The 12090-nt window shown below is 73.9% G+C and carries 9 protein-coding genes; all 9 read left to right on the top strand.

The window, feature by feature from the left end; all coding sequences use genetic code 11:
* Window positions 1-187: 187 nt before the first annotated feature.
* The 9 genes from ACWCV9_RS11780 (at window position 188) to ACWCV9_RS11820 (ending at window position 12051) form a co-directional block, all read left to right on the top strand.
* Window positions 188-1192, top strand: coding sequence for a sugar ABC transporter substrate-binding protein (locus ACWCV9_RS11780; RefSeq protein WP_450785826.1), 1005 nt, complete (start codon window positions 188-190; stop codon window positions 1190-1192).
* Window positions 1189-2232, top strand: a complete 1044-nt coding sequence (locus tag ACWCV9_RS11785) for an ABC transporter permease (protein ID WP_450785827.1) — start codon at window positions 1189-1191, stop codon at window positions 2230-2232. Before ACWCV9_RS11780 ends, ACWCV9_RS11785 begins: the two co-directional genes overlap by 4 nt.
* A complete protein-coding gene (locus tag ACWCV9_RS11790; protein ID WP_450785828.1) occupies window positions 2229-2999 on the top strand; it encodes an ATP-binding cassette domain-containing protein in 771 nt (256 codons plus the stop codon). Before ACWCV9_RS11785 ends, ACWCV9_RS11790 begins: the two co-directional genes overlap by 4 nt.
* A gap of 117 nt (window positions 3000-3116) precedes the next feature.
* The gene (locus ACWCV9_RS11795; protein WP_450785832.1) at window positions 3117-4262 is read left to right on the top strand and encodes an ROK family glucokinase; all 1146 of its coding nucleotides are present in this window, start codon (window positions 3117-3119) and stop codon (window positions 4260-4262) included.
* A complete protein-coding gene (locus ACWCV9_RS11800; protein ID WP_450785834.1) occupies window positions 4259-4840 on the top strand; it encodes a sugar kinase in 582 nt (193 codons plus the stop codon). Before ACWCV9_RS11795 ends, ACWCV9_RS11800 begins: the two co-directional genes overlap by 4 nt.
* A 98-nt stretch (window positions 4841-4938) precedes the next feature.
* Window positions 4939-7821 carry an SNF2-related protein gene (locus ACWCV9_RS11805; protein ID WP_450785835.1) on the top strand — a complete coding sequence of 961 codons (2883 nt, stop codon included), beginning with the start codon at window positions 4939-4941 and terminating at the stop codon, window positions 7819-7821.
* Window positions 7822-8069: 248 nt separating this feature from the next.
* The gene (locus ACWCV9_RS11810; RefSeq protein ID WP_450786245.1) at window positions 8070-10160 is read left to right on the top strand and encodes an SWIM zinc finger family protein; all 2091 of its coding nucleotides are present in this window, start codon (window positions 8070-8072) and stop codon (window positions 10158-10160) included.
* Between the two features lie 51 nt (window positions 10161-10211).
* Window positions 10212-11489, top strand: a complete 1278-nt coding sequence (locus tag ACWCV9_RS11815; RefSeq protein ID WP_450785837.1) for a MalY/PatB family protein — start codon at window positions 10212-10214, stop codon at window positions 11487-11489.
* A gap of 73 nt (window positions 11490-11562) precedes the next feature.
* Window positions 11563-12051: a GNAT family N-acetyltransferase gene (locus ACWCV9_RS11820; RefSeq protein ID WP_450785838.1), complete on the top strand. Its 489-nt coding sequence runs from the start codon at window positions 11563-11565 to the stop codon at window positions 12049-12051.
* The last annotated feature ends 39 nt before the right edge of the window (window positions 12052-12090 follow it).

The following is a 12090-nucleotide window of genomic DNA, read 5'->3' on the forward strand; positions in this document are numbered from 1 at the left end:
TTCGTCCCAATGTCCGGACAATGTGACCGGTGAGGGCCGACCCGGTCGTGTCATGGGTGTTCCCTGTGTTCGATACTGAAGTGTTTGGGGCTGGTGAGGTCGCCGCCGGACTGTGCCGACGGTGAGATCGCCCGCCCCTCACGCACGTCGGAGCAGAACAAGAGCACAGGAAGAAGGGCACGGCCTCGTGGCACGGTTTCGGACCTGGGTAGGCATAGCGCTGGCGGGGGCACTCTCCGTGTCCCTGGCCGGGTGCAGCAGCACCGGCGGCAAGCGGGCGGAGGACGCCCGCAAGGCGGCCGCGGCCCAGGGGCGGGCGGCGGTGAACACCCCCCGCTGGACCTTTGCGATGATCACGCACTCGGGAGACGGCGACACCTTCTGGGACATCGTGCAGAGCGGCGCCAAGCAGGCCGCCGTCAAGGACAACATCAACTTCCTGTACTCGCACGACGACGATGCCCAGCAGCAGGCCCAGCTCGTCGACGCGGCGGTCGACAAGAAGGTCGACGGCATCATCCTCACCCTCGCCAAGCCGGACGCCATGAAGGCCGCCGTCGCCCGCGCCGAGAAGGCCGGCATCCCGGTGATCACGGTCAACTCCGGATCCGAGGAGTCCAAGGCCTTCGGCGCCCTCGTGCACATCGGCCAGGACGAGACCGTGGCCGGCGAGGCCGTCGGCGACGAGCTGAACCGGCGCGGCCGCAAGAAGGCCCTGTGCGTGCTGCACGAGCAGGGCAACGTCGGCCACGAGCAGCGCTGCGACGGCGTCGCCAAGACCTTCCACGGCACCCTGCAGAAGCTCTACGTCAACGGCACCAACATGCCCGACGTCCAGTCCGCCGTCGAGGCCAAGCTCCAGGCCGACAAGGACATCGACTCCGTCGTCACGCTCGGCGCGCCCTACGCGGACACCGCCGTGAAGGCCAAGGGCGACGCCGGCAGCAAGGCCGAGATCGACACCTTCGACCTCAACGCCAAGGTCGCGGCCGGACTCCAGGACGGCACCCTCGGCTTCGCCGTCGACCAGCAGCCGTACCTCCAGGGCTACGAGGCGGTCGACCTGCTGTGGGCCTACAAGTACAACGGCGACGTCCTGGGCGGCGGCAAGCCGGTGCTGACCGGCCCGCAGATCATCACCAAGGACCAGGCCGCCACGCTGGCGAAGTACACCGAGCGGGGCACCCGATGAGCGCGGCCACCGACGACACGGTCCTCGACGAACGGCTGCTGCGCACCTCCGTGCCGCGCCGGCTGCTCTCCCGCCCGGAGCTGGGCTCGGTGGTCGGCGCCCTCGCGGTCTTCGTCTTCTTCGCCTGCGCCGCCGACGGCTTCCTGCGCGCCGCCAGCCTCAGCACGGTCCTGTACGCCTCCTCCACCATCGGGATCATGGCCGTACCCGTGGCCCTGCTGATGATCGGCGGCGAGTTCGACCTGTCGGCGGGCGTCCTGGTGACCTCGTCCGCGCTGGTCTCCTCGATGTTCAGCTACCAGATGACGGCCAACACCTGGGTCGGCGTCGGCGTCTCCCTCCTGGTCACCCTCGCCATCGGCGCCTTCAACGGCTTCATGCTCAGCCGCACCAAGCTGCCCAGCTTCATCATCACGCTGGGCACCTTCCTGATGCTGACCGGCATGAACCTCGGCTTCACCAAGCTGATCGACGGCACGGTCTCCACCAAGACCATCGCCGACATGGAGGGCTTCTCCAGCGCCCACGCCGTCTTCGCCTCCACGCTCACCGTCGGCGGCGTCGACATCAAGGTCACCATCCTGTGGTGGCTGGGCCTGGTCGCCCTCGGCTCCTGGATCCTGCTGCGCACCCGCGCCGGCAACTGGATCTTCGCCGTCGGCGGCAACGAGGACGCGGCCCGCGCGGTCGGCGTCCCCGTCGCCCGCACCAAGACCGGCCTCTACATGGGCGTCGCGTTCGGCGCCTGGATCTCCGGCCAGCACCTGCTCTTCTCCTTCGACGCCGTCCAGTCCGGCGAGGGCGTCGGCAACGAGCTGATCTACATCATCGCGGCCGTCATCGGCGGCTGCCTGATCACCGGCGGCTACGGCAGCGCGGTCGGCTCCGCCGTGGGCGCCCTGCTCTTCGGCATGACGAGCAAGGGCATCGTCTTCGCCGAGTGGAACCCCGACTGGTTCAAGTTCTTCCTCGGAGCGATGCTGCTCCTCGCGACCCTGCTGAACGTCTGGGTCCGCAAGCGCGCGGAGGCGAGCAAGTGACACTCGTGGAGCTGACCGACGTCAGCAAGCACTACGGCACCGTCCGCGCCCTGGAAGGCGTCTCCCTGGAGGTCCACGCGGGCGAGATCACCTGCGTCCTGGGCGACAACGGCGCCGGCAAGTCGACCCTGATCAAGATGATCGCGGGCCTGCACCGGCACGACGGCGGCACCCTGCGCATCGAGGGCGAGGAAACCCACCTCGGCTCCCCGCGCGAGGCCCTGGACCGCGGCATCGCCACGGTCTACCAGGACCTCGCCGTGGTCCCCCTGATGCCGGTCTGGCGGAACTTCTTCCTCGGCTCCGAGCCGCGCAAGGGCGCCGGCCCCTTCAAGCGGCTGGACACCGACCTGATGCGCCGCACCACGCGCGAGGCACTGCTCCGCATGGGTATCGACCTGCGCGACGTCGACCAGCCCATCGGCACCCTCTCCGGCGGTGAGCGCCAGTGCGTGGCGATCGCCCGGGCCGTCCACTTCGGCGCGAAGGTCCTCGTCCTGGACGAGCCGACGGCGGCCCTGGGCGTCAAGCAGTCCGGTGTGGTTCTCAAATATGTGGCCGCAGCACGCGACGAAGGCCTGGGTGTTGTCTTGATCACCCACAACCCGCACCACGCCTACCTGGTGGGGGACCGGTTCGTGCTGCTGCGCAGGGGCACGATGGTGGGCAATTACACACGGGACGAGATCACGCTCGACGAGCTGACCAAGCAGATGGCCGGCGGAGCCGACCTGGACGCTCTGGTCCATGAACTCCAGCGCGGTTGAGGGGCGCAGGGGGCCGGCCGGGCCGCCACGGCGCACCCCGCGCCCGGCGACGCTCCCGCGCCCCCGCCTCCTACCCGCGCGGCACCCCACGCGCGCGTGCGGCACAATCGACAAGCGATGAGCACCTACCGCGACCTCACCGCCCCCATCGGCTCCCGCCGGGCCCCCGTGCTCCGCACGGTCGGAACCAGGGAACGCCGCTCCCACCTGACCGCACCCCGGGTGCCGACGGTCGGCATCGACATCGGCGGCACCAAGGTCATGGCGGGCGTCGTGGACGCCGACGGCAACATCCTGGAGAAGCTCCGCACGGAGACCCCGGACAAGTCCAAGAGCCCCAAGGTCGTCGAGGACACCATCGTCGAGCTGGTCCTCGACCTGTCCGACCGGCACGACGTGCACGCGGTGGGCATCGGCGCCGCCGGCTGGGTCGACGCCGACCGCAACCGCGTCCTGTTCGCCCCCCACCTGTCCTGGCGCAACGAGCCCCTCCGCGACCGCCTCAGCGGCCGGCTCTCCGTGCCGGTCCTCGTGGACAACGACGCCAACACGGCCGCCTGGGCGGAGTGGCGCTTCGGCGCCGGCCGCGGCGAGGACCACCTCGTCATGATCACCCTCGGCACCGGCATCGGCGGCGCCATCCTGGAGGACGGCCAGGTCAAGCGGGGCAAGTACGGCGTCGCCGGCGAGTTCGGCCATATGCAGGTCGTGCCCGGCGGCCACCGCTGCCCGTGCGGCAACCGCGGCTGCTGGGAGCAGTACAGCTCCGGCAACGCCCTCGTCCGCGAGGCCCGGGAGCTGGCCGCCGCCGACTCCCCGGTCGCCTACGGGATCATCGAGCACGTCAAGGGCAACATCGGCGACATCACCGGCCCGATCATCACCGAGCTGGCCCGCGAGGGCGACGCGATGTGCGTGGAGCTGCTCCAGGACATCGGCCAGTGGCTCGGCGTCGGCATCGCCAACCTCGCCGCCGCGCTCGACCCGTCCTGCTTCGTCATCGGCGGCGGCGTCTCGGCCGCCGACGACCTGCTCATCGGCCCCGCCCGGGACGCCTTCAAGCGCCATCTCACCGGCCGCGGCTACCGCCCCGAGGCCCGGATCACCCGCGCCCAGCTCGGCCCCGAGGCCGGCATGGTGGGCGCCGCCGACCTGGCCCGGCTGGTCGCCCGCCGGTTCCGCCGCGCCAAGCGGCGCCGGGTGGAGCGGTACGAGCGCTACGAGCGGTACACCCAGGCCCGCCGCGACCGGGACATGGCATGATCGCGTCCCTGCCCCGGCAGGCCGCCCCGCCGGACGAACCGCACCGCCCCGTCGAGAACCCGGGCCGGCGGATCAGGCGCCGCGCGCTCACCCTGCTGATCATCATGCTGCTGATCGGCGTGCCCGCCCGCTACCTGGTGATCTCTGCCAACCTCAGCCGCGACAGCGGCAAGGACAAGCAGGCCAAGTACACGGCGACGGGCCTGACCCCGGGCATGCCCGCGAAGGTTCAGCGCCGCCTCTACCAGGTGGCCGTCCCCTACCCCGCCGACGACGTGGCCTCGTACGAGACCAACAACTGGAAGACCAGCCGCCTCTACGTGGAGTTCCGCACCAACCCGGCCGGCCTGGACGTCTTCCTGGAGTCCATGGGTGTCCGCCGCGACCAGCTGAAGAAGGGCGACATCGCCATCAGCGACCGCGACCAGAAGGTCAGCGGCTGGAGCTTCGCCGACACGGGCAACTGGTGGGGCCTCACTCACACCCAGAAGAACCCGGCGCCCACCCAGGACGTCGTCGTGAACCTGGCCGACCCGGAGTACCCGACGGTCTACGTCGTCTCCCGCACCGTGCCGTGACCGCCGGCCCCGGCCGGGTGCCCGGGGCCGGTTGTCAGACCCCGCCCGTAGAGTCGAAGACATCTGATCCGGCACACGGGCGGGAGGTGGCAGAACGTATGAGCACAGGCACGGCCGCGGCGGCGGCGCGCACGGGAGAATCCCGGCGGACCGGGCACCCGGTCCCGGTGCGCCTCGCCTCCGTCTACCTGCCCGCGCCCCTCCCGCGCGAGGGCCGCATCGCCTTCTGGGACCCCGCCGGCGACCCCCTGCCCGAAGGCGGTACCGAGGACGCGGGCCCCGGGCCGGCCACGGTCGTACGACACGAGGAGCTGACCGTCGTACGACGTCAGGGCGCCACCGTGCGCCGCCGGCAGGTGCCCGCGCTGACCCTGCCGCTCCCCGACGCCCTGCCCCTGCTCGTCGGCGCCCGGCGCGACCCGGCCGCCCACCCGGCCACCGCCTGCTGGGGCGCCGCCACGCTGCACGCCCTGCGGCTGGTCGCCCGCGGCCGACTGCTGCCCGGCCTCACCCCGAGCGGCCACGACGCCTGGCGGGCCGGCCCGCTCGACCCCGCCGACCTCGCCCACCTGCGCGCCATCGCCGCGGCCCTGCCCCCCGAGGGACACGCCGTGCCCCTGCCCGGTACCGGCCCGCTGCGGCTGCCCGAGCCGGAGGCCCTGCTCCGCGCCTTCCTGGACGCGGTGGCCGACACCCTGCCCCGCACCCCGGCCGCCCCCCACACCTCCGGCCGCCCCTTCGCCGCCCGCGAGCCCCAGCCGCTGCCGCACGCGCACGCGTGGGCCGCCGAGGTCGCCGCCGGCATGGACGCGGGCGTCCGCGTCTCCCTGCGCCTCGACCTGTCCGCGTACGACGTCTTCGACACCGGAGCGGAGGACGGAGCACGGCACGCGGGCGCGGCGATCGTGCAGGTGCACAGCCTCGCCGACCCCACCCTGGTGGCCGACGCGGCGGCCCTGTGGGCGGGCGAGGCCGACACCGCCTTCGGCCCCCGGGCCCGCGTGGACGCGGCCCTTGCCGTGCGGCGCGCGGCCCGGGTCTGGCCGCCGCTGGAGCGGCTCGCCGAGCAGGACGTGCCCGATGTCCTCGCGCTGTCCCAGGAGGAGGTGGGCGACCTGCTCGGGGCGGCGGCCGGCCGGCTGGCCGCCGCCGGGGTCGCCGTGCACTGGCCCCGGGACCTCGCCCGCGACCTGACCGCGGCCGCGGTGGTCCGCCCGGCACCCGGCTCCGCCACCGACGGCACCGGCTTCTTCGAGAGCGAGGAACTGCTCCAGTTCCGCTGGCAGCTCGCCCTCGGCGGCGACCCGCTCACCGAGACAGAGATGGACACGCTCGCCGAGGCCCACCGGCCCGTCGTCCGGCTGCGGGACCGCTGGGTGCTCGTGGACCCCGCCCTCGCGCGCAAGGCCCGGCAACGCGAACTGGGTCTGCTCGACCCCGTCGACGCCCTGTCCGCCGCGCTCACCGGCACCGCCGAGGTCGACGGCGAGACGGTCGAGGCCGTCCCCCTCGGCGCCCTCGCCGCCCTGCGCGACCGCCTCACCGCCGGACTGCGCCCCGCCGTCCCGCCGCCCGGCCTCGACGCCACCCTCCGCGACTACCAGCTGCGCGGCCTGGCCTGGCTCGACCTGATGACCTCCCTCGGCCTCGGCGGCTGCCTCGCCGACGACATGGGCCTCGGCAAGACCGTCACCCTCATCGCCCTGCACCTCACCCGGGCCCGCACCGAGCCCACCCTGGTCGTCTGCCCGGCGTCCCTGCTCGGCAACTGGCAGCGCGAGATCACCCGGTTCGCGCCCGGCGTCCCCGTGCGCCGCTTCCACGGCCCGGACCGCACCCTGGACGGCCTCGACGGCGGCTTCGTCCTCACCACCTACGGCACCATGCGCTCCACCGCCGACCGACTGGCCGCACAGCCCTGGGGCATGATCGTCGCCGACGAGGCCCAGCATGTGAAGAACCCCTACTCGGCCACCGCCAAGGCGCTGCGCACCATCCCGGCACCCGCGCGCGTGGCACTGACCGGCACCCCCGTCGAGAACAACCTCTCCGAACTGTGGGCCCTGCTCGACTGGACCACCCCCGGACTGCTCGGCCCGCTCCAGTCCTTCCGCGCCCGGCACGCCCGCGCGGTGGAGACCGGCGAGGACCCGGAGGCGGTCGAGCGCCTCGCCCGCCTGGTCCGCCCCTTCCTGCTGCGCCGCAAGAAGTCCGACCCCGGCATCGTGCCCGAGCTGCCGCCCAAGACCGAGACGGACCACCCGGTCCCGCTCACCCGCGAACAGGCGGCTCTCTACGAGGCGGTGGTGCGCGAGTCGATGCTCGCCATCGAGACCGCCGAGGGCATCGCCCGCCGCGGGCTGGTCCTGAAGCTGCTCGGCGCGCTGAAGCAGATCTGCGACCACCCCGCGCTCTACCTCAAGGAGGAGGCCCCCGCCGGGCGCCTGCTCCACCGCTCCGGCAAACTCGCCCTGCTGGACGAGCTGCTGGACACGCTGCTCGCCGAGGACGGCTCGGCGCTCGTCTTCACCCAGTACGTCGGCATGGCCCGCCTCATCACCGCCCATCTGTCCGCCCGCGCGGTCCCCGTCGACCTGCTGCACGGCGGCACACCGGTGCCGGAGCGCGAGCGCATGGTCGACCGCTTCCAGAACGGCGAGACCCCGGTCCTGGTGCTGTCCCTGAAGGCGGCCGGCACCGGGCTGAACCTCACCCGGGCCGGCCATGTCATCCACTTCGACCGCTGGTGGAACCCGGCCGTCGAGGAACAGGCCACCGACCGCGCCTACCGCATCGGACAGACCCAGCCCGTCCAGGTCCACCGCCTGGTCACCGAGGGCACGGTCGAGGACCGCATCGCCGAGATGCTCACCGCCAAGCGCGCCCTGGCCGACGCCGTCCTCGGCTCCGGCGAGGCGGCCCTCACCGAACTGACCGACCGCGAGCTGTCCGACCTCGTCTCGCTGCGGAGGACGTCATGACGGGCACGGGCACCGGCGGCGAACCCACCCGGCCCCGCCCCGCCGACGCCGCCCGCGAGGCCCTGCGGGCGGCCCGCCGCAAGGCGGCCTCCGCCGCACCGGAGCAGCCGGCGCAGGACCCGGCGCCGGCCGCCACCGGAGCGGCCCCCGGCCCCGCCGCCCAGCCCAGCCGACCCGCCGACGCGGCACGAGCGGCCCTCCGAGCGGCGGGGGATACCCCGGCGCGGGCGGCGGACGGCCCGGCAGCGCTGGCAGAGGTTGCGGCATCGGTGACGGCGGGTCTTGCGACGCGGGCGGACGCGCCTGTGCGAAGGGCGGACGCATCCGGGCCGGTGGCGGATCCATCGGTTCCGGTGGCGGATGCTGCTGTTCCGGCGGCGGATGGTTCGGCCGCGTCGGCGGATGCTGCTGTGCCGGCGGCGGATGCTTCCGTCCCGTCGGCGGACGCGTCCGTCCCGTCGCCGTACGCATACGTCCCTGCGGCCGATGTCGGCGCCCCGGCGACCGAGGAAGGCCGCGGCGAGGCCACACCGCCGGCACCGCGCTCGGGCCCCGATGCCGATGCCGCTGCCGGGGCCGGACGGTCCAATGCCGCCGAGTCGGGCGGACAGTCCGCTGCCCTGGCGTCGGCCGGGCAGTCCACCGGGGCCGCGTCGAGCGGGCAGCCCGGGCAGACCGGGCGGCCCGGTGATGTCGCTCGGGAGGCGCTGCGTGCCGCGCGGCGGGAGGCGGCGCTGGCCGAGGCGACGGAGCCCCGCCGGCGCGGTCGTACACCCGCGCGTCCCGATGCGGACGCACCGCGCAGCGCGCCCGCGTCCGGGCCGGACTCCGGTACCGCCCGGGCCAAGGCAGCCCAGGAGATGCGGCAGTACCTGGCGACCGCCTTCCGCATGCCCGCCTGGGCCGAGACCCCCGACGAGACCCCCGACGAGACGCCGGGCACGGAGACGGCGACGGACAGCGGCGACACCTGCACGCCCCCCGACGCCCGCACGCCCCCCGACAACGGCACCGACACCGCCACCGGACCCACCAGCGAGACCGACACCACTCCCGCCGTACCACCCACCATGGCCAGCCCCCGTCGCGACACCGAACTGCGCCGTACCTTCCCGGCGTTTCCGCCGCGCGCGGCCGGGGCCGAGGAGCAGCCGTTCGCCGCGACCTGGTGGGGGCGTGCCTGGACCACCGCGCTGGAGCGGGGCGCGCTGGACCCCAAGCGGATCGCCCGCGGACGCGGCTACGCCGACCAGGGCCTGGTGGACGCGATCACCGTGACACCCGGACTGGTCCTCGCGTACGTCCGCGGGAGCCGGCCCCGCCCGTACCGGGTGCAGCTGCGGATCCGCACCCTGGAGGACGCGGACTGGGCGCGGTTCCTGGACACGGCCGCCGACCGGCCGGGGCATATCGCGGCGCTCCTCGACAAGGAGCTGCCCCAGTCCCTCGCCGACTGCGGGGTGCCGCTGCTGCCCGGCCCCGGCGACATCGTCCCGCGGTGCAGCTGCCCCGACTCGGGTCACCCCTGCAAGCACGCGGCGGCGCTGTGTTACCAGACCGCGCGGCTGCTCGACGCCGACCCGTTCGTCCTGCTCCTGCTGCGCGGCCGCGGCGAGCAGGAGCTGCTCGACGCGCTCTCCCGGCGCAGCGCCGCCCGCGCGGCCCGCGCCGCCCAGGAACGGCAGCCGCAGCCGCTGCCCGGCGTGCGGGCGTCGGAGGTCCTCGCCGCGCGTGAACTCCCGCCGCTGCCACCGCCGTTGCCGCTGCCGCCGCACCCCGAGCAGCCCCCGGTGTATCCGGCGGCGCCCGGCGGCCCGGACCCCCTGGCGCTGGACCAGCTGGCCACCGACGCCGCCGCCCGCGCCCATGCCCTGCTCGCCACCGGATGCGACCCGGTCGGCGGACTGACCCTGTGGCAGGACGCGGTGCGGCTCGCCGCCGCCCGCCCCGGCTCCGGCCTGACCGCCGCCACCCGCACGCTGTACGCCACCCTGGCCACCGCCGTCGGCCGCACCCCGGCCGACCTCGCGCGGGCGGTCGCCGCGTGGCGGCAGGGCGGCATCGAGGGGCTGGCCGTGCTGGAGGAGCCATGGGACCCGCCGGCCGGCCGCTTCGACCGGGCCCGCCCGCTGCTGCTCGCCGCCGACTTCCCGGCGTTCCGCCCATGGCGCAACCGCCTCACGCATCCGCGCGGCCGGCTCCAGCTCAGACTCGGCCGTGACGGCCTCTGGTACGCCTACGAGTCGGAACCGGGCCAGGACGACTGGTGGCCCCGCGGCACCCCCGACCCCGACCCGGTCGGCGCTCTGACCGGCCTCGGCACCCCGGACGACCTCTGACCTCGCTGCTCAGCCGCTCGCCGCTTGCGCCGGGATGGGGACGGCGGTCCAATGCTGAGGGTGACCACCGATGGGCACCGTTGTCCGGGCGCCGGGGCCGGAGCGTGCGGGAACCCCCTCGAGGAGCTTTCGCTGGAGCAGCTCCGTCGGCGTACGAGCATGAAGTGGCGCACCCATCCGGCGGACGTCCTGCCCCTGTGGGTGGCGGAGATGGACGTCCCGCTCGCGGCGCCGGTCACCGACGCGTTGCGCGAGGCCGTCGACGCCGGTGACACCGGGTACCCCGCCGGGACCGGGTTCGCCGAGGCGCTGGCCGGCTTCGCCGCACGGCGCTGGCAGTGGGACGGGGTCGCGGTCGACCGCCACACGGTGGTGCCGGACGTGATGACGGGCGCGGTCCAGGTGCTGCGACTGGTCACCGGCCCGGGCGATCCGGTCGTCGTCAACTCCCCGGTGTACGCGCCCTTTTACGCCTTCCTCACGCATGACGGCCGCCGGGTCGTGGAGGCGCCGCTCGGACCGGATCTGCGGATCAGCGTGGACACGCTGGAGGAGACCTTCCGGCGTACCCGGCAGGAGAGCGGCGACGGCGGGATCGCCTACCTTCTCAGCAGTCCGCACAACCCCACCGGCACGGTGCACACCTCCGAGGAGCTGTCGGCCGTGGCGGCGTTGGCGCGCAGGTACGGGGTCCGTGTCGTCGCCGACGAGATCCATGCTCCGCTCGTGCTGCCGGGCGCCGAGTTCACGCCGTACCTGAGCGTGCCCGGGGCCGAGGACGCCTTCTCACTCATGTCGGCGAGCAAGGGCTGGAACCTCGCCGGGATCAAGGCGGCCCTCGCCCTCGCCGGGCCCGAGGCGGCGGCCGATCTGCGCCGGATCCCGGAGGAGGTCTACCACGGCGCCAGCCACCTGGGCGTCATCGCCCACACGGCGGCCTACCGCCACGGGGAGGAGTGGCTCGACGCACTGCTGGCAGGGCTCGACGCCAACCGGGCCCTGCTCGGCCGGCTCATCGCCGAACACCTGCCCGGGATCGGCTACGCCCGGCCGGAGGCGACCTATCTGGCCTGGCTCGACTGCCGTTGCCTCGGCGTCGACCCGGAGGAGGGAAGCACGGGCCTCGCCGTCATCACCGACCTGGTCGGCCCCGCCCAGCTCTTCCTGGAGCACGCCAGGGTGGCACTCTCCTCCGGTCATATCTTCGGAAGCGGAGGAGCCGGGCACGTCCGCCTGAACTTCGCCACCTCCCGGTCCGTCCTCACCGAGGCGATCACCCGCATGGGCCGGATCGCCGCCCTCCAGCAGAGTCGGCCGCCCGGGGTGTGATCCCCGTCGCGGTGGGGTCCCGCGCAGCCGACCCGCCGTACGAACGCTCCTCCCGGTGCGGAATACTTTCCCGATGGGTTCACGCACGTCCCGGACGAGTCAGCCGATCACCATACGGAGGGCCGTCGCAGCGGACGCCAAACGGCTCACGCGGCTCGTGCGCGGCTCACGGGCCTACGAGGGCATGTACGCGTCCGCAGTCGCGGGCTACCGGGTCGGTCCCGACTACATCGAGGCCCACCGCACCTTCGTGGCCGTCGGCGCCGACGAGCAGGGAGGCCGGGTTCTCGGGTTCTACTCGCTCGTCCTCGCTCCACCGGAGCTGGACCTGCTCTTCGTGGCCGACGAAGCGCAGGGACGGGGCATCGGCCGGCTGCTCGTCGCGCACATGCAGTCCGAGGCCCGCGCCGCCGGGCTCGACCGCGTCAGGGTCGTCTCGCACCTTCCCGCCGCGGACTTCTACCACCGCACCGGCGCGGTGCGGACCGGCACCGCGCCCGCGAACCCGCCCGCCGTACCGTGGGACCGTCCCGAATTCGAATTCCGTATCCCTGCGGAATGACCGGGGGCGTAGACAGGCCCGTGAGGGTTACCCGGCGGG

This window comes from Streptomyces sp. NPDC001606 (assembly GCF_053596835.1).

Excerpts from the sequence above, each read along its gene's own strand:
- ACWCV9_RS11785 (WP_450785827.1), top strand. The coding sequence starts at position 1,189 with ATGAGCGCGGCCACCGACGACACGGTCCTCGACGAACGGCTGCTGCGC.
- ACWCV9_RS11795 (WP_450785832.1), top strand. The coding sequence starts at position 3,117 with ATGAGCACCTACCGCGACCTCACCGCCCCCATCGGCTCCCGCCGGGCC.
- ACWCV9_RS11800 (WP_450785834.1), top strand. The coding sequence starts at position 4,259 with ATGATCGCGTCCCTGCCCCGGCAGGCCGCCCCGCCGGACGAACCGCAC.
- ACWCV9_RS11805 (WP_450785835.1), top strand. The coding sequence starts at position 4,939 with ATGAGCACAGGCACGGCCGCGGCGGCGGCGCGCACGGGAGAATCCCGG.
- ACWCV9_RS11815 (WP_450785837.1), top strand. The coding sequence starts at position 10,212 with ATGCTGAGGGTGACCACCGATGGGCACCGTTGTCCGGGCGCCGGGGCC.
- ACWCV9_RS11820 (WP_450785838.1), top strand. The coding sequence starts at position 11,563 with ATGGGTTCACGCACGTCCCGGACGAGTCAGCCGATCACCATACGGAGG.